General features: G+C 70.0%; 22 protein-coding genes. 7 read left to right on the top strand and 15 right to left on the bottom strand.

Going from position 1 to position 26,462, the window contains the following annotated elements:
- Positions 1-6: 6 nt before the first annotated feature.
- From ACIQMR_RS31110 to ACIQMR_RS31140, 7 genes are all read right to left on the bottom strand, one after another.
- Positions 7-1,185, bottom strand: coding sequence for a cytochrome P450 (locus ACIQMR_RS31110; protein ID WP_401394277.1), 1,179 nt, complete (start codon positions 1,183-1,185; stop codon positions 7-9).
- Entirely contained in the window at positions 1,182-1,784 is a 603-nt protein-coding gene (locus tag ACIQMR_RS31115; RefSeq protein ID WP_175309475.1) for an ATP/GTP-binding protein, read from the bottom strand. Before ACIQMR_RS31115 ends, ACIQMR_RS31110 begins: the two co-directional genes overlap by 4 nt.
- The gene (locus tag ACIQMR_RS31120) at positions 1,762-2,118 is read right to left on the bottom strand and encodes a DUF742 domain-containing protein (protein ID WP_361370222.1); all 357 of its coding nucleotides are present in this window, start codon (positions 2,116-2,118) and stop codon (positions 1,762-1,764) included. The genes ACIQMR_RS31115 and ACIQMR_RS31120 overlap by 23 nt, the downstream gene beginning before the upstream one ends.
- Positions 2,115-2,525, bottom strand: a complete 411-nt coding sequence (locus ACIQMR_RS31125; protein ID WP_401394280.1) for a roadblock/LC7 domain-containing protein — start codon at positions 2,523-2,525, stop codon at positions 2,115-2,117. The genes ACIQMR_RS31120 and ACIQMR_RS31125 overlap by 4 nt, the downstream gene beginning before the upstream one ends.
- On the bottom strand, positions 2,522-3,985 hold the full coding sequence (locus ACIQMR_RS31130; RefSeq protein WP_401394283.1) for an ATP-binding protein: 1,464 nt from the start codon (positions 3,983-3,985) through the stop codon (positions 2,522-2,524). Before ACIQMR_RS31130 ends, ACIQMR_RS31125 begins: the two co-directional genes overlap by 4 nt.
- Entirely contained in the window at positions 3,985-5,829 is a 1,845-nt protein-coding gene (locus ACIQMR_RS31135; protein ID WP_401394286.1) for a glycoside hydrolase family 15 protein, read from the bottom strand. Before ACIQMR_RS31135 ends, ACIQMR_RS31130 begins: the two co-directional genes overlap by 1 nt.
- Positions 5,830-6,062: 233 nt before the next feature.
- Positions 6,063-6,557, bottom strand: a complete 495-nt coding sequence (locus ACIQMR_RS31140) for a DUF6415 family natural product biosynthesis protein (RefSeq protein WP_401394289.1) — start codon at positions 6,555-6,557, stop codon at positions 6,063-6,065.
- Between the two features lie 189 nt (positions 6,558-6,746).
- Here ACIQMR_RS31140 and ACIQMR_RS31145 point away from each other — a divergent pair, with 189 nt between their 5' ends.
- Both ACIQMR_RS31145 and ACIQMR_RS31150 read left to right on the top strand, forming a co-directional pair.
- Positions 6,747-8,135 (top strand): Tat pathway signal protein, encoded by a 1,389-nt coding sequence (locus tag ACIQMR_RS31145; RefSeq protein WP_361370209.1) that lies wholly within the window; start codon positions 6,747-6,749, stop codon positions 8,133-8,135.
- A 72-nt stretch (positions 8,136-8,207) separates the two neighbouring features.
- On the top strand, positions 8,208-8,708 hold the full coding sequence (locus tag ACIQMR_RS31150) for an SAM-dependent methyltransferase (protein WP_329159780.1): 501 nt from the start codon (positions 8,208-8,210) through the stop codon (positions 8,706-8,708).
- 62 nt (positions 8,709-8,770) lie between these two features.
- Here ACIQMR_RS31150 and ACIQMR_RS31155 read toward each other — a convergent pair whose 3' ends face one another.
- Positions 8,771-9,166, bottom strand: coding sequence for an ATP-binding protein (locus ACIQMR_RS31155; protein ID WP_401394293.1), 396 nt, complete (start codon positions 9,164-9,166; stop codon positions 8,771-8,773).
- A gap of 244 nt (positions 9,167-9,410) precedes the next feature.
- Here ACIQMR_RS31155 and ACIQMR_RS31160 point away from each other — a divergent pair, with 244 nt between their 5' ends.
- Complete coding sequence (locus tag ACIQMR_RS31160; RefSeq protein WP_401394410.1) at positions 9,411-10,652, top strand: helix-turn-helix transcriptional regulator; 1,242 nt, start codon at positions 9,411-9,413, stop codon at positions 10,650-10,652.
- A 74-nt stretch (positions 10,653-10,726) separates the two neighbouring features.
- Here the strand turns inward: ACIQMR_RS31160 and cutA are convergent, their stop codons facing one another.
- On the bottom strand, positions 10,727-11,047 hold the full coding sequence (gene cutA / locus ACIQMR_RS31165) for a divalent-cation tolerance protein CutA (RefSeq protein ID WP_401394296.1): 321 nt from the start codon (positions 11,045-11,047) through the stop codon (positions 10,727-10,729).
- 489 nt (positions 11,048-11,536) lie between these two features.
- On the opposite strand from cutA, the gene ACIQMR_RS31170 reads away from it, so the two are divergent.
- The 3 genes from ACIQMR_RS31170 (at position 11,537) to ACIQMR_RS31180 (ending at position 14,560) form a co-directional block, all read left to right on the top strand.
- Entirely contained in the window at positions 11,537-11,836 is a 300-nt protein-coding gene (locus ACIQMR_RS31170; RefSeq protein ID WP_401394298.1) for a hypothetical protein, read from the top strand.
- A gap of 1,141 nt (positions 11,837-12,977) precedes the next feature.
- Positions 12,978-13,175 (top strand): AlpA family transcriptional regulator, encoded by a 198-nt coding sequence (locus ACIQMR_RS31175; RefSeq protein WP_073946053.1) that lies wholly within the window; start codon positions 12,978-12,980, stop codon positions 13,173-13,175.
- A complete protein-coding gene (locus ACIQMR_RS31180; RefSeq protein ID WP_401394301.1) occupies positions 13,166-14,560 on the top strand; it encodes a tyrosine-type recombinase/integrase in 1,395 nt (464 codons plus the stop codon). Before ACIQMR_RS31175 ends, ACIQMR_RS31180 begins: the two co-directional genes overlap by 10 nt.
- A 162-nt stretch (positions 14,561-14,722) precedes the next feature.
- Here the strand turns inward: ACIQMR_RS31180 and ACIQMR_RS31185 are convergent, their stop codons facing one another.
- The 3 genes from ACIQMR_RS31185 to ACIQMR_RS31195 all read right to left on the bottom strand — a co-directional run bounded on the left by ACIQMR_RS31185 (position 14,723) and on the right by ACIQMR_RS31195 (position 19,474).
- Entirely contained in the window at positions 14,723-16,246 is a 1,524-nt protein-coding gene (locus tag ACIQMR_RS31185; protein WP_385476094.1) for an aldehyde dehydrogenase family protein, read from the bottom strand.
- Positions 16,247-16,372: 126 nt separating this feature from the next.
- Complete coding sequence (locus ACIQMR_RS31190; protein ID WP_401394304.1) at positions 16,373-18,169, bottom strand: VanW family protein; 1,797 nt, start codon at positions 18,167-18,169, stop codon at positions 16,373-16,375.
- A 249-nt stretch (positions 18,170-18,418) separates the two neighbouring features.
- Positions 18,419-19,474 carry an aldo/keto reductase gene (locus ACIQMR_RS31195; RefSeq protein ID WP_401394307.1) on the bottom strand — a complete coding sequence of 352 codons (1,056 nt, stop codon included), beginning with the start codon at positions 19,472-19,474 and terminating at the stop codon, positions 18,419-18,421.
- A gap of 256 nt (positions 19,475-19,730) precedes the next feature.
- Between ACIQMR_RS31195 and ACIQMR_RS31200 the strand changes: the two genes are divergently transcribed.
- Positions 19,731-20,324 (top strand): TetR/AcrR family transcriptional regulator, encoded by a 594-nt coding sequence (locus ACIQMR_RS31200; RefSeq protein WP_401394309.1) that lies wholly within the window; start codon positions 19,731-19,733, stop codon positions 20,322-20,324.
- A gap of 224 nt (positions 20,325-20,548) precedes the next feature.
- On the opposite strand, the gene ACIQMR_RS31205 is transcribed toward ACIQMR_RS31200, so the two are convergent.
- From ACIQMR_RS31205 to ACIQMR_RS31215, 3 genes are all read right to left on the bottom strand, one after another.
- Entirely contained in the window at positions 20,549-21,832 is a 1,284-nt protein-coding gene (locus ACIQMR_RS31205; protein ID WP_401394312.1) for a GAF domain-containing protein, read from the bottom strand.
- Positions 21,833-21,954: 122 nt separating this feature from the next.
- Positions 21,955-23,271, bottom strand: a complete 1,317-nt coding sequence (locus ACIQMR_RS31210) for an SWF or SNF family helicase (RefSeq protein WP_401394315.1) — start codon at positions 23,269-23,271, stop codon at positions 21,955-21,957.
- Entirely contained in the window at positions 23,268-26,261 is a 2,994-nt protein-coding gene (locus tag ACIQMR_RS31215) for an SNF2-related protein (RefSeq protein ID WP_401394318.1), read from the bottom strand. Before ACIQMR_RS31215 ends, ACIQMR_RS31210 begins: the two co-directional genes overlap by 4 nt.
- Positions 26,262-26,462 lie beyond the last annotated feature (201 nt).

Consider the following 26,462-nt stretch of genomic DNA (forward strand, 5'->3'; position numbering starts at 1 on the left):
CCTCTTTCAGCTTGAGGGGAGGGTGACGGGGAGGGCGACCAGCGAGCGGTGGAAGGGGCCGGGGCGCCAGACGAGGTCGTCGCGGTGGCCGTCGAGGTCCATCTCGGGCAGGGCGTCGAGGACGTGGAGGATGGCGGTCTCGGCGATGAGGTAGGCGTGCGTGCTGGCCGGGCAGCCGTGCGGGCCGGCGCCCCAGGCGAGGTGGGCCCGGTTGCCCAGTGGCCGGTGGGTTCCCAGGGCAGGGTCGTTGTTGCAGGCGGTATAGCTGATGACCACCGGCTGGTCGGCGGGCAGCAGGTACCCGCCGATGTCGGCTGGCCGGGGCGGGTAGGACATCGCGAAGTTCGCGAGCGGCGGGTCGCGATAGAGGACGCTGTCCAGGGCCTCGCGGACGGAGGCGTCGCCAGCGTGCAGGTCACCGGAGAACTCGCTGTTGGTGAGCATCTCCAGGAGGGTGTTCGTGATCAGGTTGGTCAGGGGTTCGATGCCCGCCCCGTACAGGGTGATGAGCTGCTGGCCCATCTCGGTGTCGTCCAGCCGGGCAACATGGACGAGGAGCCTGCTGGTCACGTCGTCGCCCGGCTCTCGGCGGCGCAGGGCGACGAGGTCCGCCACGGCCTGGGCCATGATCTGGTTGCCGATGGAGGCGTTGACCCCGTCGAAGATCTTCGCCATTCCGTCCGCGATCCGGTGGCCGACCTCGTCGGGGCAGCCGAGAAGGTGGCTGAGCGTCTGGAACGCGAGAGGCCAGGCGTACTGGGACAGCAGGTCCGCCTTGCCGCTGCCCTTGAAGGCGTTGATGGTCTGCTCGGCAACCAGTTCGACGTGGGCTCGCAGCGCGTGCTGGTCGACAGCCCCGAGGGCTTCCGTGTTCGCGGCCCGGTAGCGGGCGTGCTCGGCACCGGCCGAGCGCAGGGCGTTGGGGCGCCACTCCATCATCGGCCGGATTGGGCAGGTGTCGGGGACGGAGGTCTGCCACTGGCGCGGGTCGGCGGGGAAACGTTGCGGGTCGCCGAGGATGCGGCGAGCCTCCTCATAGCCGACGACCAGCGTGGCGGGCACGCCAGGGGCCAGGTCCACGGGGACCAGAGGGCCGAACTGCTCGCGCATGCGCTGGTAGGCGGCGTGCGGATTCCGGGCGAAGTCCGGTTCGTACAGGGGGATGCGGTGGGTCGCGGTGCTCACGGTCGGGGCTCCAGACGGTGCGCGAGACGGGCGAGGTATTCGGTGAGCTGGATCAGGGCCTGCATGCAGGACGCTCGCTCGCGGGCATCGCACACGGTCAGCGGCGTGTGTCCCTCCAGGGCGAGGGCCTCGTGGACTTCTTCGAGCGGGTGGCGGGGCGCGCCGTCGAACTGGTTGACCGCAACCGCGTAGGGGACGCCGTTCTCTTCGAGGAGGCCGAGGATTTCGTGGGAGGCGTCCAGGTCGCGGGGGTCGACGAGGACCAGGGCGCCGAGGGCGCCGATGATCAACTCCTGCCACAGGAAGCTGAATCGGGCCTGGCCGGGGGTACCGAACAGGTAGAGCACGAGGTCGTCGCTGAGGTGCTTGCGTCCGAAGTCCACGCCGACGGTGGTGGTGGACTTGGCAGGCGTGCGGGCCAGGTCGTCGACCAGGGCGCTCGCCCGGGTGATGGTTTCCTCCATGTGGACCGGAGGCACCTCGGAGACACTGCCGACGAAGGTGGTCTTGCCCACGCCGAAGGCTCCGGCGACCACGATCTTCGCGGTAGCCGTCACCGTGCGCGCGACGAACCGGTCAGGCGTGAGCGCGGAGTCCATGAAGAACCCTTTCGATGAGTGAGGCCGGGGGCCGGTCGTCGTCCTGGCCCTGGGCGAGGGTCATCAGTCCGTGTCCGATGAGGTCGGCGACGAGAATCCGGGTGGTCGAGGGCGGGAGGGCGAGTGCGGAGGCGATCTCGGCGACGGCCAGCCCTCCGCCTTGCGCGGGTGCGAACAGGGCGAGCACGCGCCGTGCGTCCGGGTTGAGGCCGGGACGGGTGCCGGCCGCGGCGAAGACCAGGCTCTCCAGGCGCACGTCCTCGCTGGGGCGGGTACGTCCGCCCGTGCGGACGTAGGGCCTGACCAGATCCGGGTCCTGCCGCGGCCTGCTCATGCCAGCGGTGCTTCCGTGCCGCCGGCGATGCGTGTCTGGACACCCAGCTGTTCGCCCACGCTCGCGGCCAAGCGCAGGGCGGCCTCGCTGATCACCCCGATGTCCGCGTGAGGGCTGTCGGTGCGGACGGCGAGCATGGTGTTCTCGCCAGCCGGGATGAGCAGGGAGATGTGGTCGACCGACTCCATGACGAACTGGCGGACGCCCCCGCCGTTCGTCTCCCGGTCGTAGGCCCGCGATGCTCCCCACAGCGTGGAGGCAATGGCCGAGATCTTCTCGGCGCGCTCGCGCGGCAGCCGATCGGTGTAGGCCGGGCTCATGCCGTCCGCGGCGACCAGCACGGCGTATTCCACGCCGGCGGTCTCCTCCAGGCTTTCGAGGAGCCAGCCGATGCTCTTGTCGGTCATGCGTCGTGTCCTTGGTCGTTGTCGGCAGTGGGGACGTGGGTGCCCTGCTCGGCGCGGGCGCGCTGAGTGCCACGGGCCCAGGCGGCGATCACGCTCGCTCGCCCCGGCTCGGCGTTGGCAGGGCGGGGAACGGGGACGGAGGCGGGTGCGGCGCGGCGGCTGCGCACCGTCAGTCCGCTGGCGGTCGTGCGGGCAGTGGAACGCTCCTGGTCGGATTCCCCGGCCGTCGGCGGGACGGGGGTGAGTGCGGGTTGTGTGGCTACCGGAACCGGGGCGAGAGCAGGGAGCCGGCCGGACGCGGCAGAGGCGAGAGCAGCTGGCGGATCCTTCTGCACCGGCTGCGAGGATGCCGGCGGCGCCTGGGGCGCCGTGGTGAGGAGGTCCTGGGGAAGGGTGAGGAGCGCGCGGGTGCCCAGAAGGGAGTTGGGCGCCTGGACATCGACCCGGAATCCGTAGGCGCGCGCGAGGGCGGCGGCGACTCGGAACCCGGTCTGCGGGCGGGCGCCGAGCTGCGTTATGTCGTCCCTGCGCTGCCCGGTGAGGATGTCCCGGGCGCTGTCGAGCTGCTCCGGCGTCATCTGCAGGCCGCTGTCGTCCACGAAGACGGTGACTCCGTGGTGGCCCTGTTCGAAGGACACGTGCACTCTCGACTGTGGTGGCGAGAAGCGCAGCGCGTTGTCCAGCAGGAGCGCGAGGGCGTGCACCACGGGCCCGACCACGCGGGTCTTCACCGCGACGGTGAGTTCCTGGGGCTGTACGCGCTGGTAGTCCTCGACGTAGCCCATCGCGGCCCGCACCACATCGGTCAGCGTCGTCGTGGGCCAGTGCCGGGTCAGCTTGCCGCCGGCCAGGATGGTCCAGCCCTGAGCGACCAGCAGCATCTGCTGCACTGTGTGGTCGATATCGGTCAGCGTCTCGAACGCGGCGTCGTCCTCGTGCTCGCGCACGCCCTCGCTGACCTTGCGGCTGGTCTTGGCGGCCATGCCCACGAGCGCCGACGACACACTGCGCACTGCGGCCTCGGTCGACCGCACAGCAGTGGAACTTACCCGAGCGATCTCTTCCTGGGCGGCGGTGTGCGAACGCCGCAACTCCTCCGCCCCGAGCGTCTTCGCCTGCTCGATCTCCTGGTGCGCCACGTACTGGATGTCGCGGATCACGGCCTGGACGACGCCGGCGGTGCCCTTGACCGCGTTGGTCAGTTGCTCACCGACTGCGGTGCCGGCCAGTTCCGGTGCGGGGGCCGGCACCGTGATCCGACCGCCCGACTGGTGGATCTGGGGCAGCGTCTCGTGGACCAGCTTCTGCAGGGCACCCTCGGTGGCCTGTTGTTCGCGGGCCAGGAGGTGTGCCCGCCGCCGCGTCTTCTGCCATCGGCGGTGGCTAACCCAGGCCGCTGCCACCGCGACGATGGCCGCGGCGGCGAGCACGATGACCATGGTGGTGGCGGTCGTGTTCATCAGACACCCACCGCCAAGAGCACGTCGGCCTCGGCTGCGGGCGCCCCCGAGTCGAGCTGCTGCAGCAGGAGCGCGGACCCGATCACCCCGATGTGGCTGTACGCCTGCGGGAAGTTGCCCAGTTGTCGCCCGGTGGCGGGGTCGTACTCCTCGGCGAGCAGGCCGAGGTCAGTGCGCAGGGCCAGGAGCCGGTCGAAGAGAGCGTGGGCTTCGTCCGGGCGGCCAGTCAGGGCGAGCGCATCGACCATCCAGAACGAGCAGAGCAGGAAGGTCCCCTCGTCACCGTTCAGGCCGTCGAGCCCGATGCGGTCGCCGGCGGTCGGGTAGCGCCGTACGAGGCCCTCCGGGGTGGACAGTTGCTGACGTACTGCCTCCACCGTCCCGAGCACTCGGGGATCGTCGGGAGGCAGGAATCCCACCCTGGGGATCAGCAGGAGGGCGGCGTCGACCTCCTGTGATCCGTAGGACTGGGTGAAGGTGTTGCGGACCGGATCGAATCCGCGCGTGCACACCTCCTGGTGGATGGCCTCGCGCAGTTCAATCAGGGCGAACAGGTCGGCGTCCAGGACGGCGGCCTCGACCAGGCGGATGGTCCGGTCGATCGCGGCCCAGGCCATGACCTTGGAGTGCACGAAGTGGCGGCGCTCACCTCGGATCTCCCAGATTCCCTCGTCGGGCGTCTGCCACCGCTCGGCGAGGTGCTCGACCAGCTGTTGGTGCAGGACCGCGGTGTCGCCGCAGCGGGCCACCCCGCTTTGGTGGGCGAGGTACAGGGTCTCGATCACGTAGCCGTACACGTCGAGCTGCAGCTGGTCTACAGCCCCGTTGCCGATCCGGACCGGGCCGGAGTTCTCGTAGCCGGGCAGCCACCGCAGCTCCCGCTCCTGCAGATCCCGCTCTCCGGTGATCCCGTACATGATCTGCAGGTTCTCCGGATCGCCGGCCACGGCCCGCAGCAGCCACCGCCGCCACGCCTCGGCCTCCTGCCTGTACCCCGAACCGAGCAGCGCGCTCAGGGTGGTGGAGGCGTCGCGCAGCCAGGTGTAGCGGTAGTCCCAGTTCCGGCGACCGCCGATCTCTTCCGGCAGCGACGTGGTCGGCGCCGCGACGATGCCGCCGCTGGGGGCGTACGTCATCGCCTTCAGGGTGATCAGCGACCGGACGACTGCTTCCCGGTGCGGGCCGTCGTAGGTGCACTGGCTCGCCCAGTCCTCCCAGAACGCGAGGGTCGCGGCGAGCGCCGCCTCGGGATCCGGAAGCTCCGGCGCGACACCGTGGGAGGGCCCCCAGCTCAGTACGAAGGCGACGCTCTCGCCGGCGGTGACCGTGAAGGAGCTGACGATCGCGCCGTCCTTCCCAACCAGCCCGGTGGACGTGTCCAGCCACAGGGCGTCCCCGCCGCCCTCAGCGATCATGCGTCCGCCCAGCTCATGGATCCACGGGCTGACCCGGCCGTAGCCGGGGCGGGCGCGCAGAGTGGAAGCCATGGCGATCTGGCCAGCCGTTCCCTCCACGATCCGGATGACCTGCGGTGCCCCGTCGCGCGGCGGCATGAAGTCGGTGACCTTCGCGCTGCCGGAGGGCGTCGTCCACACCGTCTCCAGCACGAGGGACTCGCCGACGTAGCGCCGCTCGGCAGTCGCACCGGCTCCCTCTTCGTACGCAGCGGCCGGGGCTAAGCGCCACGCTCCGTGCTTCTGCGTGCCGAGCAGCGCAGCGAAGGGGGCCGCCGAGTCGAAGCGGGGCAGGCACAGCCAGTCGATCGAGCCGTCGTCGCAGACGTGGGCACTGGTCTGCATGTCGCCGATCAGGCCGTAGTGCTCGATACGCGGAAGGCGTTTCATCGTGTAGATCTCCGTTAGGCCCCGCGAGTCCGGGGAGGGCTTTAGGGCCGTCGAAACGGCCGGCGAACTGTCGGTGAGGCGAGACTCCGGTGGTCACCGGTGAGGCGGCGACTCGCTCCGCGCCGGTGCGGGTTCCTCGTCCGCTGGCGGGGGACTGGTTGCGCGATCACCGCGGAGAACCAGCCATGTCGTGGGACCAAGGATCAGGGCGATCAGAACCGCCCCGGTGGCGGTCATGTCCGGGGCACCGACGCGGCCAGGACGAGACAGGCGAAGGCGATCGCGAAGAATGTGCCGCGCAGCAGGTTGATCGGCGGTGTCCGCCAACGCCGTCCCCGCTGCCGCATCGCACTGCCGGTGCCGTGGGCCTCCACGGTCGCCACGAGCTCCTGGGCCGCCTCGGCCAGTTGGACCAGATGCGCCCTGCTGGGCATGTAGCCGTCGGGGACCCCCGCCGAGCCGAGCTGCTGCGCGCGGCGCAGCGCTGGCTCCTCCTTGGGCACCAAGACGCCGAGTCGATTGATGTGACCGCGCAGACGCCTCGCGAGGTCTTCAACGTCGGCGGTGGTCTCCGGCAGCGGCGAGTCCTCGTCCAGCACGAGCGCCACTGTCTCGGCCGCGGCCACCGCTTGATTGCGCGGTGAAACCGGCTCGACAGCCATGCGGCCCTTCCTGTTGGACGCGACGTATTGACAGGCGTCCTGGCGGGGAGCCAGCGAGAGGCGCATGACACAACTCCTGTTCGGATCAGGCCAAGTTGATTGGGGTTCGCCGTGCGGAGGCGGCGGTCGTCGTGCAAAGTGAGTGATCCGGTCGTTACGTTGAGCGAACCGTGAATCCCCGCTGGGGGGTATGCCTGCGCGACCGCCGAGGCCGTCAAAGGCGTCAAAGATCATTTCGGAACCGAGGGGCAGCCCATGGCCCGTGTGCGAAACGTCGCCCTCGCCGCACTTCTGCGCGAAGCGGGCTGGTCTCAGCCGCAAGCAGCCGCAGCGGTCGCCCGGGTAGCCGCGGAGAGCGGGGTGCGTGAGCTGGAGGCCATCTCCCGCTCGCACATCGCCATGTGGGTGCAGGGCACGCAGCCGAGCGGTCAGGCACCTCATATCCTTCGCGAGACGCTGTCCCGCAGGCTCGGCCGCCGCCTCACCCTGGCCGACCTCGGGCTGGAAGGTGAAGGCACAGGCCAAACCGACAGCGGTTCCGACTGGAGCGTCGATCCTCTGACCGTGCTGGCCGAGCTGGGAAGCGACGACCTCGATATGCACCGACGTAAGCTGCTGGCGACCGCCGCGTACTCGGCCGCCGGCCTGGCCTTGCCCACCGCCTCGTGGTGGGCAGCCGCTCCTGCCGCGGCGGCGAAGCGCCCAGCAGTCTCCTCCCGGCTGGTGACGCAGGCCGACATCGACGACGTCCGCGATCTGACGACCTTCTACTCCGCGCGTGACCAGCAGCGAGGCGGCGCCTCTGGCCGATCGGCCCTCGCCGGCCATCTTCGCGACGAAGCGGTGCCCCTGCTCGGCAGCAGGTTCCGCACGGAGCAGCTTCGTCGCGACACCTACTCGGCCGTGGCGGAGATGGCCTATTTGTCGGGGTGGATGGCTTTCGACGCCTCCGAGCACCGCACCGCCCAGCGCTACCTCACTCTCGCCGCCCGCATAGCGGCCGAAGCGGGCGACGGGCCGCTCGGCGGCCACATCCTGCGCGCCCTCGCGCACCAAGCCGTGGACCTTGGGCACCCCCGCCGCGCCCTCGTCCTGGCCGACGCCTCCATGAACCGCGACCGCTACGGCCAAGCTAGCCACCGTGAGAAAGCCCTGCTCGCGATCGTTCACGCACGCGCCCTCGCAGCCGACGGCGACCGCGCCGGCACTCTCGCGGCCATCAGCCGCGCGGAGCGGGATCTCTCCCGCGCCGACAACAGCGAGGCTCCGAGCCGCGTGAGCTTCTTCCAGGAAGCCTCCCTGGCCCACGAGACAGCCTGCGCCCTGCGCGACATGGGCCAGCCGCTGGACGCGGAGATCCACTTCAAGCGCAGCGTGGCGACCCGCCGCCGCCAGCAGTACGCCCGCACGCACAGCGTGACCCTCGGCTACCTCGGCGCCGTCCAGGTCCAGCAAGGCCGCCTCGACGAGGCATGCGCCACCTGGAACCAAGCACTCGACGCCATGGCCGGCGTCCAGTCCGGCCGTGCCCGCGACGTCATCGTCCGCATCCAGAGTGACCTCTCGCCCGTCCGGCAACGCGGAGGCCGACATGTCACCGAACTGGACCACCGGGCACGGGGCATGCTGCGCACCATAGGCTGACCACAGAGCGGGTTCGCGGCGCTGGCCGGGGGCCGCCGTGCATGCTACGCCGAGGGAGAGGAACGAGCGCCGATGGCGACGTACGAGGTCGAGTCGATCGCAACAGTCGTCGGGGGCCACACCCGCGTTCAGGACGACTACCAGGGCGGGGTCGAATCGATCATTCGGCTCGACGACGCGTACCCCCTCGAAACGCTGCAGGGAATCGGGGAGTTCTCCCACCTGACGGTGACGTGGCGCTTCCACCTGGCGCGACCCGAAGACGTCGAGCTCCACGCACGCAGCCCACGGGGAAACCAGAACTGGCCGCCGACAGGTACGTTCGTCCACCGCAACCACCGGCGCCCCAACCAACTGGCGATCAGCTACCCGCGGTTGCTCAAGGTCGAAGGCCGGGACCTCCTGGTCACCGATCTCGACGCCGTAGATGGAACGCCCGTGATCGACCTGGCACCGTACTTCGAACAGATGGGACCTCGGGGCCCGATCCATCAGCCCGCATGGCCTGGCGAGATGCTCGAACCGAACTACTGGGCGAAGGCAAGCGAACGGCCCTCGGAGCGCCCTGCGTAACGGGAGTGACTGAGCTGTGCTGCTCGTCGTTTGGCTGGTCGGGGACCAGCTGGAGGTCTGACTCAAGCCGCAGCCCTCGCGTACCGGAACTCACACCACGTCTCCTCGCCGCTGCTCTCCCACGCGTCTGAGATCGCATGGACAAGCCGGATCCCGCGACCGGATTCACCGTCAGGTCCGGCTTCCTTGAGTACAGCGGGGGCCGGATTGCGGTCGGTTACCGAGACCCGCACCACGTCGACGGTCACCGTGATCCGGAGCACGACTTCGCGCTCACCGTGAACCACGGCGTTGGTGACCAGCTCCGAAACGGCCAGCACGACGAACCCCGCCACCGGCTGCGAAACACGGCACCGTCGCAGGAACACCCTGGTTGTCTGCCGCATCTCCCCAGCTTTCGTGGGATCCGGGAGAAGGGCCGCCTGACAGGCATGGGGTGCCGCCGGTATGTCGGCCAATGCTGCTGTGCTGCGTCGGTCCTCCTGGGCCGGCCTCACACACGACGTGCCTGCTGTGGCCGCAGAACTACGGATGCCCCCGCCGGGCGGGGTCGCCTCTTGGAGCCTGGTCATGGGGGCTATCGCACCGCGCGGCGACGCCGTCGACCAGGGGAATCCAGAGGGGGAAAAATCTGTCAAGGGGGAAAACAGAGGGGGAATTGAGGCCATGATTGGATTCCGCCCACCAACAGAGGTCACACTCATGCCAGATCCGTTCGCCGACCTGCTCCTCCGGCTTCGGCAGGATGCGGGCCGGACGCAGGAGGAGCAGGCAGACGCGATCAACGCTGTCTCCGGCCGGGACACCATGACCCGCCGAGAGATCAGCCGCTATGAGAACTTTGAGAACATTCCTACCAATCACACAATCGGCCATATCGCGGCGGCCTGCGGTGTGCCCTTCGAGGAACTACAGCGGGAGGCTAAGGCTGCCCGCGCTCGGAAGAGAGAGGGGCATGCCAATGCAGGGGAGGATCAGGACGCCGTGAAGCGTCGCACGCTGCTGGGTGGTGCCGCCATCGGCGTGAGCGCGGCTGCCGAGCCCTGGGGGCGCCTGGCCTTCGCCCTCAGTAAGGGGTCCAAGATCGATTCGCCCTCCGCCGTCGCGCTCATCGACCGGGCCGCTGAATTGCACGTCCAGGAACTCAATCTCAGTGCCCGGCGACTACAAAGCACGGTCGAGTCACATCTTGACGCGATCACCGCGGCCCTGCCCCGTGCCGGCGAACACGAACGGGCTCTCACTATCGCCGCCGGAGAAACTGCCGCTCTGGCTGGTTGGGTGGCCTGGGACCTGGGCGAGCACGACAAAGCCGACGCCTACTACAAGGTCACGTCGCAGTGCGCGGCGACCGCCGGGCACCCTCCACTCCGAGCCCTGGCCCTGACCTACACCAGCTACGGCGCCTCGACGCCGAGGGCGAAGTTGGAGTTCCTTTCTCAAGCGGCCAGCGACGTGCGAGGCCACGGCAACGCTACTGCTGCCGCCTGGGTCCTCGGCAGGCACGCGGAGGAAGCCGCGGCGGCCGGCGACGAGACGGGGGCACTCCGGGCCTTGGAGCGAGCGTGCTTCGCCTACGACTTCGCGGATCACACCAGCGAGCAGGCGTGGGTCCGGTTCGTGACCCCGTACCGCATGGACTCGTTGGCCCTCTCCGTCTACGGCCAGTTGGGGCGTCCCGAACTCACCGCTACAGCCGACACTGCAGTCAACCGCCTCGGAGACGAACTCCCGGACGGAGGCGTCGTGGTCCTCGGTGATCTCGCTTCGGCCCTGCTGCGTGGAGGTGACGTCGACCAAGGGGTCTACGTGTCACGCCAGTTCGTCGCAGCGGCACAGGCCAAACCCAACACGATGGGAAAGGAGCGCGCATCGACTATCGCAGCGTCGCTCCCAGACAGCGAGCAGGAACTCGGCCGCTATCTACGACAGTTCGCATCCTGAGTCCCCACACGCAGTAGGCGGGTAAGCCCAGGACGCGAACGCCGTCGTACGGCCGGCCCGGCGCTGCGCAGAACCTATGCGGTTTCCTCGACAACCCAGGACAGGTACGCCTCCGACCCGCCGGTCACGGGCAGCGTGATCCACTGGGGGACGTCGTACGGGTGCTTCTCGTGCAGCCACGCCTCCAGTGCCGGGAGACGGTCCGTCGTAGTCATATACGAGATCCGCCACTCCTGCGCCGTCTCGACCTTCCCCTTCCACCAGTAGAAGGCTGTGATCGGCGCATCAATGTGAACGCCCGCTGCCAGCTTGCTCTCGACCGCGCCACGGGCCAGCGCCTTCGCCTGATCCTCGTTGTCGCTGGTCGTCTGCGCGATCACAATCTCGTTGGCCATGCAATTGCCTCTCCAGCTCGGTTAGCGCGACTCTACCGAGCCGTCAAGGGCACACGTCACGCTGCTGAAGCAGCACCATCCCAGCCCGTGCCGGACTCTCCGCTTAACAGACCCGACCCGATCATGCGGGTCGCCGAGCCATCGAGGGTCGTGCCCCACGACGTGGTGTAGGGGATCAAGCGCTGCGCGTTCCGGTTCGAGGCCCATGGTGATCTTCGTGCAGACGGCAGCCCAGGAGGCGTGCCGGTGAGGCGGGTTGGACGTCGGACAGCGCGCGGGCACTGCTCCTGGTCTGCGGATTCCGGCGCCTTGATCCCCTACACCACCGGGCGGGACGCCATCCCATCGAGGCGGCGACGCCCCTGCCCGAGGACAGTCGAGGGTAGTTGCGGCATCGAAAGCGGAACCCCGGGATTGGTGGGGCACAGGCCCGCGGGCACACCCGAGTGTGTCGTGAATGGTGACGTGTGAGTTGGCAACGTCGACCGCATGACGGCCCGTCCGCTACTGATGGACTCCAAGCTGGTCGCCGTCGTGCCGTCGGAGTGGGATCTTGACTCCACGGCCGCGGAGATGACGACGGCCGACGCGGCCACCGAGACCGACTACGCCCAGTTTTGCGAGACGTACGGCACGTCCCCACCGATGTACGAAGGATACGAGTTCCTCGTTGGGGATCGGGAGTTGCGCATGACGACCTACACAGCCCCGCATGCGTCGATGCGACCCGAGTGGCAAGCAGAGGCTCAGTACCGTGTCAACTGCCTGCGTGGCCGTGCAGAGCCGTGACCCTGGAACTGGAAAGAGATCCATGTAGCCCTCGCAAACGCCGCGACACTCAGGTGTTGTAGCTCTCCTGTTTCACTCCGGCCCCAATTGCGCGTGATCTGCGCCGTCCACTGGTATGTCTCCAGTACAGCCAGCGACTTCCGCGCCGCCTCTTTATCGGAGGTTGTCGGCTTCTCGTCCGGGCTGGTCGCTGGCACCGTGCACACCGGCATCACGGTGCGACCGCGTCAGGTGAAGGAGGAGCACGCCTTGCCCCTCTTCTCCGACGGAACGCTCCCTACGTCTTCCGGTTGGCCTTCCCGCGGCGCGGCATTCGCTCACGGCAGACGAGAAATATCCCCGAAGGACTGGAACCTCCTCTGGGGATATGTCAACGTACAACGTCCCGGAAAACGCCAGGACAGTGACGGGATTCTGGATTTCGGGCCGACCTGCAGGTCGACCATGACGGAGTCCGGCACCTCGCGCTGCTCGGCCTCATCGCAGAGGCCCCGACCCAAGGAGCACCCCTATCGAATGCCGCTCTCCGATCCGTCCGATTCAACACCCCCATCTGCTTGGCACTTGGCGCCCTGAGCGTATGGAACACATCGGATCGAGAGCATTGCGCCGCTCCTCCACGACGCTGTGCCTCTGCGTCTGTGCGACCGCGTTGGTTGCCGAGGACTTGCTGCATCGTATGGGATCGAGTGGTCCTCGCGCGCATGGCGACGCACCTGGAGCCCCACCCAAGCACATGATCCGAGCTGTCGCTGCTCCCGAGCGTGTCGTTGCACGCGATCTGGATCGGCTAGTTGACAAGGGACTCGGGGTATCCGTGACGGACGGCGCGGCCTCGTTCTCCGATCGCGCCGGCTGGCCCCTGCGTTTCGTCCGTTAGCAATCGTCCGTTAGTTCCACTGCGGGGGCGCAACATAGACCACGATCGCCGGTTGGCCAAACCGGCGATCGTGACGACCATTGAGGTGTTCTCGGCGGCTGTGCTTGGTGGTGGAGCCGTTCGGACACCATGGCCCTTCATGTCGGCGCCCAGTAGTCCCCGTAACTGACAGCATTTACCCATCAGCTGTGGCGGAGTGGGTGCAAGTCGAGCACTGCCGCTTGGGCCGCCGACACATCTGGAACATCCGAGGAAATATCAATGGCTCGTCCACCTGCGCTCAAGCTCGCCGAGGTCCTAGCGGAAATCAGGATGAGCCCGTCGGCCTTCTACCGCCTGCGCGCTCGCGGTCAGGCACCCCGAATGATCAAGCTGCCCAATGGTGAACTGCGCTGCCGCCGCGCCGATCTGGATGCGTGGTGGGATGCGTGTGAAAGGGATACGCCTGGATGGCGATGAGTTATAACGTCCGCTTCTGGGAGATACGTGAGCGCCCCGACCGGCGCAAGCCTTTCCAGATTCGGTGGACGGTTAACGGGCGAGAGAAGTCTGAGTCCTTCATCGCGTTCGCGCTTGCTGACAGCCGGCGTGCGAAGCTGATGACAGCTGCGCGCGAGGGTGAGCCGTTTGACGAGCACACAGGTCTGCCGGCATCCGAGTTGCGGGCCATCAAGCAGCGCACTACGTGGTACGACCTGGTGCACGAATACATCGAGCAAAGATGGGAGCGCACGCCAGGGAACACCCGCCGCACCCTGGCTGATGCCTTCGCTACGGTCACGCCCGCCCTGGTACGTCCCGGCGTAGCATATTCCGATCCGCGGGTACTGCGGCGTGCCCTGTACTCGTGGGCATTCAACAAGAAAGCCTGGGAGTGCGAGCCCACCGAGGAGTGGCTCCACGCGCTGGACTGGATGAAGCGGAACTCGCTGCCGGTCAGCGCCCTCGCGGAAGCCGACGTTCTGAGGCGGGCCCTCGATGCGATGTGCCGCAAGCTGGACGGCAAAGCGGCTGCGGCTAAAACAGCCCGACGCAAGAGGGCTGCGTTCAACGAAGCTCTCAACACTGCGGTGGAGAAGGGGTACTTCGCAGAGAACCCCCTCAAGGGGCTCCGGTGGCAAGCGCCAGCAGTCAATGAGGAGGTGGATCCGGCCGCCGTTCCCAATCCGGCCCAGGTGCTTCGGCTGCTCGAGGCCGTTGCTCGCCAGCGGGGGCGGGGTCCTCATCTTGAAGCATTCTTCGGTTGCATGTACTTCGCGGCTCTGCGGCCAGCTGAGGTCATCCACCTTCGGATCGATCAATGCCACTTGCCGAAGACGGGATGGGGGATGCTGAACCTCTCGGGCGGGGTTGTCACGTCTGGCAAGGAGTGGACCGACGACGGTGAGGTGCACGAGGTGCACTCGCTCAAGCGTCGCGCGGCAAGCGCGACGCGGCCTGTTCCCATCCCGCCGCAGTTCGTACGCATGCTGCGTGCCCATGTGAATCAGTTCGACGTGGCACCTGACGGTCGGCTTTTCCGGAACCAGGCCGGCAACTACGTGGACGCGGCCGCCTACGGCATCACGTGGGCGCGGGCCCGGGAATACGCCCTGACTCGTACTGAGCGCACTTCTCGCCTGGCCAAGCGGCCTTACGATCTCCGGCACGCCGGGATCTCGTTCTGGCTCTACTCCGGAGTGGACCCGGCCGAGTGCGCCCGCCGCGCCGGCCAGAGCATCGAGGTTCTCTTTCGCCACTACGCCAAGTTCCTCGACGGCCTTCGAGAGCAGGCAAACCGTCTCATCGAGCAGTCCATGAACGAGTGGCAGCGCGTCAGTCAAGGTGACGTACCCGAGGGCTGAACCGGGGGTTTGGTCCGTGACTGGTCCGGAAGTACTGGTCAGGAGGGGTGCAGTCGTGGGAGGAATTGGGAGTTAGAGCGCAAGCCGGGCTCGGTCGAGAGCGGGTTGAGCGAAGGGCGCCTGACGGGTGAAAACCCAGGTCAGGCGCCCTTTCGTGTGCCTCTAGAAGAAGCCCAGCTTCTGCGGCGCGTACGACACCAGCAGATTCTTCGTCTGCTGGTAGTGGTCCAGCATCATCTTGTGCGTCTCACGGCCGATACCGGACTGCTTGTAGCCGCCGAAGGCGGCGTGCGCCGGGTAGGCGTGGTAGCAGTTCGTCCAGACCCGGCCCGCCTGGATCGCGCGGCCGGCGCGGTACGCCTGGTTGATGTCGCGGGTCCATACGCCGGCGCCGAGCCCGTAGAGGGTGTCGTTCGCCGTCTTGATGGCGTCGTCGAAGTCGGCGAAGGAGGTGACCGCCACGACCGGGCCGAAGATCTCCTCCTGGAAGATCCGCATGCGGTTGTCGCCCTCGAAGATCGTCGGCTGGACGTAGTAGCCACCCGCCAGTTCGCCGTCGTACTCGATCCGCTGACCGCCCGTCAGGACCTTGGCGCCTTCCTGCTGGCCGATGTCCAGATACGAAAGGATCTTCTGGAGCTGGTCGTTGGAGGCCTGGGCGCCGATCATCGTGTCGGTGTCCAGCGGATGGCCCGGCACGATGGCCTCGGTACGGGCGATGCCGGCGTCCAGGAACTCGCTGTAGTGGCCGCGCTGGATCAGGGCACGCGACGGGCAGGTGCACACCTCGCCCTGGTTCAGGGCGAACATGGTGAAGCCTTCGAGCGCCTTGTCGCGCAGTTCGTCGTCGGCCGACCAGATGTCGTCGAAGAAGATGTTCGGCGACTTGCCGCCCAGCTCCAGTGTGACGGGCTTGATGTTCTCCGAGGCGTACTGCATGATCAGCCGCCCCGTCGTGGTCTCACCGGTGAACGCGATCTTGGCGACCCGGGGGCTGGACGCGAGTGGCTTGCCCGCCTCCACGCCGAAGCCGTTGACGATGTTCACGACGCCCGGCGGGAGCAGATCGGCGACGAGGCTCATCCAGAAGTGGATGGACGCCGGCGTCTGTTCGGCGGGCTTCAGGACCACCGCGTTGCCTGCGGCCAGCGCCGGGGCGAGCTTCCAGACCGCCATCAGGATCGGGAAGTTCCACGGGATGATCTGCGCCACCACGCCGAGCGGCTCGTGGAAGTGGTACGCGACCGTGTTGTCGTCGAGTTCGCTGAGCGACCCCTCCTGGGCGCGCAGCACCCCCGCGAAGTAGCGGAAGTGGTCGATGGCCAGCGGTATGTCGGCGGCCAGCGTCTCCCGTACCGGCTTGCCGTTCTCCCAGCTCTCCGCGACCGCGAGTTCCTCCAGATGCGACTCCATCCGGTCGGCGATCCTCAGCAGGATGTTCGCGCGGGCGTCGGGAGCGGTACGGCCCCAGGCGGGCGCGGCCGCGTGCGCCGCGTCCAGGGCGCGTTCGACGTCCTCGGCGGTGCCGCGGGCGATGTCGGTGAACGGCTGCCCGTTGACCGGGCTCGGGTTCTCGAAGTACTGGCCGCGGGCCGGCGGGACGTACTCGCCGCCGATCCAGTGGTCGTAACGGGACGCGTACGTGACGAGTGCGCCCTCCGTGCCAGGCGCGGCGTAACGAGTCATCTCGGAGGCCTCCCGGAGTTGCCGCCGTCCGCCGTTGGACGGCGTTCCGGCGCCGAACCTAGGGAGTCGTACGTTGCAACCGCGTTGCGGCGCCCGGGAGGCCTGCGCGAACGTCGGGGACTCCGGTCAGCTGCCCTCGGGGCCGTCGCTCGCCACAGGTACGGGCGGTGCCTTCGGCTTGTCCGCGGCCGGTGCGGGGGACGCCGCTTCCTTTGGGGTGCACGTGACCTTGTCGCGCGGTGTGTAGTGGGTCTTGAAGTTCTCCCGGCCGACCTCTCGGCCGCCCTGGACGAAGATGCGGTCCACGGCGACGTCGAACCCTTCGAGCGGAGTCTGGACCTCGCACTCGGGGCCGGTGCCGGTGCGCGTCCCCGGCGCCTTGATGTGGGTCCGCGGCCCCTTCGTCGCGCGTATCTCGTCGTACTTCTTCGTGCCGAGGAAGCTGATGGTCACTGAGGTGTCGGTGGACTCGGCGCGGACGTACAGCGCGTGGCCTGAGTCGTTCAGCCAGCGCAGATCGAGGGTGCCCCAGGCCACCGTGGCTTCGCGGCCCTCGGGGTAGCGCTCGATGTAGAACGAGTGTGCGCCGTACTCCACCGGCTTGACGCCGGCGAAGAACAGGGCGTTGAACATGGTGGTGGCGACGGCGGAGACGCCCCCGCCGGGCGACTTCACATACTGACCGTCGTTGATCATGATGCCGTCGACGAAGCCGTTCTCCTTGGTGCGCTCACCGACGGTGCGGTTGAAGCTCCACTCCTGGCCGGGGAGCACGACCGAGCCGTCGATGCGTTCCACGGCCCGGGCGATGTTGGTGATGCGGTAGGGAGCCGCCGGGAACTCGACGGTGAAGGAGGAGACCTTCTCCTTGATGCCGAGCTGCTGTACCGAGGCGCTCGAGAACTCGGGCTGGACTGCCTTGGCGGGAATCTCACCGGTACGGGCCGTGCCCGTGCGGGTCAGCAGTGGCAGCACCGCCTGGCCGAGCGCCTGCTCGGTGACCTCGTGGCCGACACGGCTGTCGCGGGTCACCACGACGCGGTCGCCGTCGAGCCCGAGCTCGGCGTTCCGGGGTTCCTGCGCGGCCTGGCTCACCGGGCCCGAGACCTCGGGGTCGGCGAGCAGAGTCTTGGAGTCGAGGGCCGGCGTGAGGCGGTCGTCGGCTCCCGGCTTCATGGTCAGATGCCGGCCCAGCGTGGACGGGTCGACGGTGACGGACTTCCCGGCGAGGGTGAGCGTGACGGGCCCGGACATCGCGGGCTGCGCGAACTCCTTCATGGCCCGTTCGGTCTCCTGGGGCCCTATCCGCGGCGGTGTCCGCTTCACGGGCATGACGATCGGCCGGGCGCTCGCAGCGCGCGCATAGCCGTCCCGGAGCGTGTCCATGGCCCGGTCCGTGATCAGGGAGGTGCCCGTGACCGGAGCGACGGCCATCGCCCGGCCCTCCTCGAACGCTATCGCTCCGTCGCGGACGTCACGCTTCGCGGTCGTACGCATGCGGTCGATCGCGGCCCGGATCTTGCGCTCGTCCACGCGTATCACCGGCTCGACGTCCTGGTGCTGCGAGGTGAAGAGCCTGCCGATCACGGTGCCGGGGTCGAGCGAGGTGCTCGCGGCACGCTCGGCGGTCGCGGCCGTGTCCAAGGACAGGCCGAGGGTGCCGGGAGCCGCTTTCTCGACGCGGTCGCCGATCTTCAGCGTGAGCGGTGCCGCGAAGGACGGGCCCAGCTGCCGGTCCAGGACCTGCTGGGCCTCCGACCGGCTCATCCCGCCGATGTCGACCCCCCGCACCTGCGTGCCCCCGGCGATGTCCCCCGTCGTCAGCCCGGCGGTGTAGAGACCGCCGAATGCCAGGACGACCGCCCCGCCGGCGGCGGGCAGAACGTACCGCCGGTTGCGTGCTGCGCGGGATACGCGTGCCATGAGACTCCCTAGGCGTCGACAGGCCGCGACGACGCCCGAAGGGCCGCCGGAACAGCCCGGTGAACGTACTTCGCCCAACACAATCCACTAAATCGGGCGAAAAGTGACCCAAATGTGACTGTTTTCACGAAGTGGGGAATCGGGTCGCCAGAGGGTGCTTTTGGGGTGAGGGGAGTCGCCCGGGGTGGTGCAGGTGGTGCAGGTGATGCGGGTGGGGCTGGGCGGTGCGTGGCCGCGCGGGTGGCGGCCTCAGGCCACGGGCGCTGCGGGTCGGTCGAAGCGGGAGGCGTCGCCGCCCTGAACGGCGTCGAGGACTCCGGCGCTCGCCTCGTGGGGTACGCCGGGCGCGATGGCGCTGACCTCCGAGAGGCGGTCGTACTGCTCGGCGGTGAGGTGGACGTCCAGGGCGCCGAGGTAGTCGTCGAGCTGGGCCGGGTTCCGGGGGCCGATGATCGGGACGAAGGACGTCGTCGCGCGCGCGGCTCGTTCGTTGATCCAGGCGATCGAGACCTGGGCGGGGGAGGCGCCGGTCTCCTCGGCGACGGCGAGGACGGTGTCGACGACAGCCGTCTTCTGCCCGCTGGACTCGGTGTGCACGAGCTTCTTCAGGTCGCTGAGCCGGCCCTCGGTGCCCCGGCGGTACTTGCCGGTCAGCAGCCCGCCGCCGAGCGGCGACCACAGGGCGGCCCCCAGCCCGAGGCTCTCGGCCATGGGGAGCAGCTCGCGGTCGGGGGTCCGCTCGACGAGGCTGTACTCGATCTGGATGCCGGCGACGGGGGCCCAGTTCTTCAGGTCGGCGAGGGTCGCTGCGCGGGAGACGCGCCAGGCGGGGAAGTTGGACAGGGCCGCGTGGAGGATCTTGCCCTGGCTCACCAGGTCGTCGATGCCGCGCAGGATCTCCTCCATCGGCGTCAGATCGTCGGGGAAGTGGACCCAGAGCAGGTCGATGTAGTCCGTGGCCAGGCGCTTCAGGCTCGCCTCCACCGAGAGCCGCATGGTCTTGCGGCTGTTCCCGGTCCTGGTGATGCCGGGAGTCGCCGTGGCGCCGTTGGAGAACTTGGTCGCCAGTACGAAGGCGTCGCGATCGGCGGCGAGGAACTGCCCCAGCAGCTTCTCGGACTCGCCGAACTGGTAGTTGTCGGCGGTGTCGATGAAGTTCCCGCCGGCCTCGGCGAATCCGTCGAAGATCTTGCGGGCCTCGTCGGGCTCGGCCCCGGCGCCCCAGCCGGTGCCGAAGTTGCCGGTGCCGAGTGCGTACTGCGAGACGCGAAGTCCCGTGCGGCGTCCGAAGGTTGTGTAGCGCATGAAGCTCTCCAGGGTCCTGGGTTCGTCCGAAGGCGGTGGGAGGCCGGGTGTGCCTCCGGGCGGCGGTCTGCCGCCGGGGCTGCCCGTGATGCGGGCGAGGGGCACAGGCCCCCGCCGGATGTGTTCCTCGGCCGGGGCGCGTCGCGCGTGCGGCGCGGCCGTGTCGCGAGAAGGGTGAAGGAAAACGATCGGTTTACTTATGCGGCCACGCTAGCACCGCCCCTGCCCTATGTAAAACGATCGGTATCCTTGAGGTATGAGCGAGCCTTCTCCCACCGGTCGGCGGCGCGGCAGAGGCGCCAGGGAACGGATCCTGGCGGCGGCGACCGAGCTGTTCACGGCCCAGGGCATCAACGCGACCGGCATGGAGCAGCTGACGTCCGTCGCCGGCGTCTCCAAGCGCACCCTGTACACGCACTTCGACGGCAAGGACGCCCTCGTCCACGCCTATCTGCGGCAGCTGGAGGACGGGCTGCTGCCCGTCGCCGAAGCCGGCGACGGGGACGACCCACGCGCACAGCTCCTCGCCGTCTTCGACGGCGAGCCGCCGGTTTCCGACGGCCCGCTACGCGGCTGCCCCTTCCTCAACGCCGCCGTCGAGGTACCCGACCCCGAGCACCCCGTCCACCGGCTCGCGGCCGCCTACAAGACCGAATTCGCCCGTCGCCTCGCGGTGATCGCGCGCCGGGCCGGAGCCCGCGATCCCGACACCCTCGGCGAGCAGCTGGCCCTGCTCTACGACGGCGCCGTGGCCCGCGCCACCGCGCTCAACAGCCTCAGCCCCGGAGCGCCCGCGCGTGCCGCGGCCGCGCTGTTGATCGACGCGGCCGTCGCCGCCCCGGTGCAATAGGCGCCGAGCCGGCACGAGACATCGCACCAACACGAGACAACGCACCAAGACGAGGCGCCGCACCAACAGGAGGCGCCGTACTGAACGGCGGCAGGCCGCAGGGCCCCTCGGTCGGGGACCGGGGCGTGCTCCGGCCCGGACCCGGGGGCGGGCATGAGTACCGCGCCGTCCGGCTCTGTCGCCGCCGCGAGGCGCGGACCGTAGGACCGTCCCCCGCCCTCCGGCTACAGCGCCAGGTGACGCCGGGGTGGCATTGCGGCCGCGTACTCCGCATCCAGCGCCCGTGCCCTCGCTTCCGCCGCCGGCCGTCGGCCCTCAGGGAGGGCGGCGGCGAGGGCCTGCCACACCTCAAGGTCGTCCTCGCCCCACGGGCTGTACGCCCACTCCGCGAGCAGCCCCGGGTCCGCGCGGGCGATCAGCGCCGTACGGAGCTGGTCCGCCAGCCGCTCCCGCAGCCGCAGCACACCGGGTGCCTGGGACGCCGGCAGCAGTGGACCCGGGTACCCGCCGAGCGCCGCCGCGACCGCGCCCGAGGCGACCCGGCGGGCCACCGCGTCGAAGTCGGCGTCGACCGGCACCGCCAGCCGGTACGGACGGGACCGCAGCAGCGCGGACCCCAGCAGACCCCGCAGCCGGGACAGTTCCGCCCGCAGCGTGACCGGGGTGATGTGCTCGTCCTCGTACAGCTCGAGCAGCAGCTCTTCCCCGCTCAGCCCCTCCGGGTGACGGGCGAGCACCACGACGATCTCGCTGTGCCGGCGGCTGAGGCGCACCGTGCGGCCCTCCGTCATCAGCAGCGCCTCGTCCCGGCCCAGCGCCGTCAGCCGCACAGTGTCGCCCGGCGGCCGCGGCGACAACAGCGCCAGCTGCGACTCGGCGGCACGCGCCACCGCTCCCACGAACGCCAGACTGTGCGGATGCGCCAGCCGGTCACCACCGGTGATGTCCACCGCGCCCAGCAGCCGCCCGCTGTGCGGATCGTGGACCGGAGCCGCCGCGCAGGTCCACTCCTGCACCGGCCTCCGGAAGTGCTCGGCCGCGAACACCTGCACAGGCCGGTCCACGGCGATCGCCGTGCCCGGGGCGTTCGTTCCGGCCACCGACTCGGCCCAGCGCGCACCCTCCACGAAGTTCATCCGCCCGGCGCGCCGCCGCGTCTGCGGATGGCCCTCCACCCAGAGCAGCCGCGCCTGCGCGTCGCACACGGCGACGAGATGCTCGCCGTCCACGGCGTAGACACCCATGAGTTCCCGGATCACCGGCATCACCCGCGACAACGGATGTCCGTCGCGGTAGACGGCGAGCTCGTCGTCACCGAGCTCCACGCTCGCCCGGCCCTCGGGCGTGACACTGGCTCGTGCGCAGCGCCGCCAGGACTCGGCCACCACCGGCCGGACGGCCGACTCCACCCTGCCCGCCGTCGCGAACTGTTCGTACGCCCTGCGCAGCACACCACCGCGCCGCACCGCGTCGCCCCCGGCTTCCAGCGCCACCCATGGGTCCGTCAACTCGGCCTCCCGGTCGCCGGTTTGCGTACGGGCCCATCGTCGTGCCGGCCGCGGTCCGCGACAAGGGTCACGCAACGACCACCGAACGTCACTCCCCGGCGGAGCGGGCACCCGGGGCGTCGTCACGCCTCCGGCAGCAGGCCCGCCAGAGCCGAGGCCGGGTCCGGGGCGGGTGGGCCCGCGGGCGTCCAGGGGCCGCGCGAGGCTCTGGTGAAGGGCCACCAGCGACCGTCCGCGCCGACGCGGAGCTGCGCCTGCGCGCCGGGCACCGTCCACCGCCCGGCTCCCGCGGCCCGCAGCCGCGGGCGTCCGCCCTCATCACGGTCCTGCGCGAGCTGCGCCTCGGCCCGTGCGAGGACCTCGTCGGGGACAGCATCGTCCGTCAGGACGGCCAGGCCCGCGGCACCGCCGAACCGCCAGGCACGGACGGCGAGTTCGAGGCCCGAGCGCTCCCGGCCCGAACCCGAAGCGAGCCGCGCCGCCACCTCCGCCGGAAGGGCGCTCCGGGCCGTCGCGGCCAGCCGTACCGCGTCCTGGCCCGCCGTCAGCACCGGGTCCCCGGGCAGTTCCGCGAGCGGCTGTCCGCCGACCGCGCCCAGCGCTTCCGCCAGCATCCGGTGCGCCCGCACCGCCGCGTCCGCGGCGAGGAACTCCAGGGCGTCACCGTCGATCCCCGGCGGCGGCGCCGTCTCCGTGTCCAGCGACGGAGGCAGTCCGGCCTCCGCAGGCAGCCGCGGTACCGCCGGCAGCGGCGGCAGGATGCCCGCCGCCGCGAACGCCTCGTCCGCCCGAACCCCCTCGGGCACTCCCTCGGGCGCTGCCGCGGACGGCTCAGCCCGCGCCGCGCTGCGCACCTGCAGGGCATCGATCAGCCGCCGCTCCCCGCGCCCGCGCAACAGCAGCAGCACGAACGGATCCTGGTCCAGCAGCCGTGCCACCTGGTAGCAGAGGGCGGCCGTGTGCGGGCACAGATCCCAGGCCTCGCATGTGCACTCGGGCTCCAGATCGCCGATGCCCGGCAGCAGTTCGACCCCCGCGCCGGCCGCGTCCTCCACCAGATGTGGCGGCATCTCCCGGTCCAGGAGCGCCGCGATGTGCCCCGCCCGGTCCACCGCCGTGTCCAGGAACCGGTGCCACTCGTCGCCGGTCAGCTCCTGGAGCAGCACATCGCTGCGGTACGCGGTGCCGTCCCGGTCCCTGACCACGGCCGTGATCCGCCCCGGCCGGACGGACACGGCACCCACCGCACCGTCCCGGGCCTGCCTGCGCCCCTTCTTCAGCTGCTCCGAGTCCAGCGCCGTGTCCTCGAGCGCCTTGAGCCAGGCCCGCCCCCACCACGTCTGCGCGAAGCCCTGCCCCCGCGCCGGAGGGAGCGCCGCGAACGTCCGCTCGTCCTCGTACCCGCCGCTCGATCCGTCGATCACTCCGCCGTTCGTCATCGCGCGCCCCCTCGCAGCTCCACCAGATCAGCCAGCTCGGCATCGGTCAGTTCGGTCAGCGCCGCCTCGCCGGAGCCGAGCACCGAGTCCGCGAGTTCCTGCTTGCGCTCCAGCATCGCCGCGACGCGGTCCTCGATCGTCCCCTCGGCGATGAGCCGGTGGACCTGGACCGGCTGGGTCTGGCCGATGCGGTACGCCCGGTCGGTGGCCTGCGCCTCGACGGCCGGGTTCCACCAGCGGTCGTAGTGCACGACGTGACCCGCCCGGGTCAGGTTGAGCCCGGTGCCCGCGGCCTTCAACGACAGCAGGAACACGGGCACTTCACCTTCCTGGAAGCGGTGCACCATCGCCTCCCGCTCGGCCACCGGCGTGCCGCCGTGCAGGAACTGCGTCCGCACGCCGCGCGCCGCGAGATGCCGCTCCAGCAGCCGCGCCATCTGTACGTACTGCGTGAAGACGAGGACGCTCCCGCCCTCGGCCAGGATCGTGTCGAGCAGCTCGTCGAGCAGCTCCAGCTTCCCGGACCGGTCCGCGATCCGCGGCCGCTCCTCCTTCAGGTACTGCGCCGGGTGGTTGCAGATCTGCTTCAGCGCGGTCAGCAGCTTCATGACCAGCCCGCGCCGCTCCATGCCGCCGGACGCCGAGATCGCCGCGAGGGTCTCCCGGACGACCGCCTCGTAGAGGCCCGCCTGCTCCGCGGTGAGGGACACGGCCCGGTCGGTCTCGGTCTTCGGCGGCAGTTCGGGCGCGATGCCCGGGTCGGACTTGCGGCGGCGCAGCAGGAAGGGCCGCACCAGCGAGGCCAGCCGTTCCGCCGCCGCCGTGTCGCCGCCCTCGACGGCCTGCGCGTGCCGTGTCCGGAAGATCCCCAGGCGGCCGAGGAGCCCCGGCGTGGTCCAGTCGAGGATCGCCCACAACTCGGACAGGTTGTTCTCGACGGGCGTGCCGGTGAGCGCGACCCGCGCCCTCGCGCCGATGGTGCGCAGTTGCTTCGCCGTCGTCGCGTACGGGTTCTTGACGTGCTGTGCCTCGTCGGCGACGACCAGGCCCCAGTCGACCCCGGCGAGTCTCGCCGCGTCGAGCCGCATCGTTCCGTACGTCGTGAGGACGAACTCGCCGTCCGCGAGGGACTGAAGGCTCCGCGCCGTCCCGTGGAAGCGGCGCACCGGCGTGCCGGGGGCGAACTTCTCGATCTCCCGCTGCCAGTTGCCCATCAGGGAGGTCGGGCACACGACGAGGGTCGGTCCCGCGGCGGAGCTGTCGGTCTGCCGGTGCAGATGCAGGGCGATGACCGTGATGGTCTTGCCCAGTCCCATGTCGTCGGCGAGGCAGCCGCCGAGGCCGAGGGACGTCATCCTGTGCAGCCAGTTGAGCCCGCGCAGCTGGTAGTCGCGCAGGGTCGCGGCGAGCGCGGCGGGCTGGGCGATCTCCTGCCGGCCTCCCTCGGGATCGGCCAACTGCTCGCGCAGCCGCTCCAGCCATCCCGATGCCTGGACCTCGATGCGACGTCCGCCGACCTCGGTCGAGCCGGTGAGCACGGCGCCGAGCGCGTCGACGGGGGAGACCTTGTGGTCATGGCGTTCCCGGGCCAGGCGGGCCTCGGCGGGGTCGATGAGCACCCACTGGTCGAGCAGTCGCACGAGGGGCCTGCCGGCTTCGGCCAGCCGGTCCAGGTCGGCGCGGGTCAGCCGCTGATCACCCAGCGCGAACCGCCAGTTGAACGTGAGCAGTGCGTCGGCGGACAGGAACGAAGGCATCCCGGAGCCCATCGGGTCCGTGCCGGAGCCTTCCGTCCTCTCCTGCGGTTCGATGTCCTCCGGCGGTCCGATCACCGCCCGGGCGGTGAGTGTGCGGGCCAGTTCCCTGGGCCAGTGGACCTGCACACCGGTCGCGGCGAGTGCCTGCGAGGCGTCGCCGAGCAGTTCGGTGACGTCCTCGTCGGCGAGTTCGATCGCGTCGGGCACGGCCGCGGACAGCAGCGGGGTGAGGGGCGGCCAGGCGCGTGCGGCCCGGCGCAGCGCGAGCAGCGCGTCCATCCGGGCGCGCGGCCCGAAGGCGGCGTCCTGGCCGCCGGCCCACACGGCGGCGGCGTCCGCGACCAGAGCGGGATCGCCGGCGCTGTGCAGTTGCAGCACGGCTCGGAAGGACGGACCTGCCGGACCCACCGGTCCTTCGGGACCTGCCGGTCCTTCGGGACCTGCCGGACCTTCGGGACTCGCCGGACCCGCCGGACCTGCCGGACCTGCCGGTTCATCGGGTTTCCCGGGACCCGCCGGGTCGGCGGCGCGGGTGATGCCGGTGATGCCGGGGACCTCGACGCGCAACGACAGACGTACGCCGGCGTCATGGCCCGCCGCCACATCCTGCACCCAGGCCCGCGCCTGGGGCAGCCGCCGGGGCTCGTCCGCCGCGAACGCGTCGGAGCCGGCCACCAGCGACGCCGCGGGCGTCCGCGGCAACCCGTCGGCGACCGCGTCGAAAAAGTCCCGCAGCAGCCGTTCGGGCTCGGGCAGCAGCACCGGTGCGGCGCCCGCGTCCAGCGGCGCGGCGTGCGCGGTCGGCGGCATGGAGGCGGCGAGGGTACGGACCAGGTCCAGGTCCTCGGCGGTCAGCGGCCCGGCCCGCCAGGCGTCGTGGTCGCTCGCAGTGAGACCGGGCAGCAGCAGCCCGCGCGCGGCCAGTTGGAGGGCGAGCACGGTCGCGGCGCCCCAGAACGCGGCGGCGACGGAAGCCTCGGGCGACACCCGCGCGTGGATGAGGACCGGCAGCGCGTCCCGTACGGGCAGCAGTCGGGCCGGTGCCGCGTACGTACGGCCGCCGGGGCCGGCCACGGTCAGTTCCGTGGCCGTGCCGGGACCCTCGATGCGCCCGCCATCGGGGTGCCAGAAGGCGATTCTGCCCGCGCGGGGCGGGTCCGAAGGCAGGAAGACGGCGGAGCAGTGGGTGAGTCGTGAGGTCTCGGAGAGCGTTGCCGCGGGAAGCCGGTGCACAGCGATGACGCATTCCTCAAATTTGACTACTGGAGGGCGGAGCGGCCGAGGATACCTCACTCGGACCCTGGGCACCCGTGCCGTGGGCCGAGGTGTCGTCAGCACCACCTCGCCGCCCCGGCAGTCCCCCCGCCGTTTCCGGGGGCTGGCGTCATGGTCGCGAAGGGCCGCGGATTCATACGTTTCTTCAGGTCAGAGCAG

It is taken from the genome of Streptomyces sp. NPDC091376, from assembly GCF_044757085.1.
GTDB classification, from domain to species: domain Bacteria; phylum Actinomycetota; class Actinomycetes; order Streptomycetales; family Streptomycetaceae; genus Streptomyces; species Streptomyces pratisoli.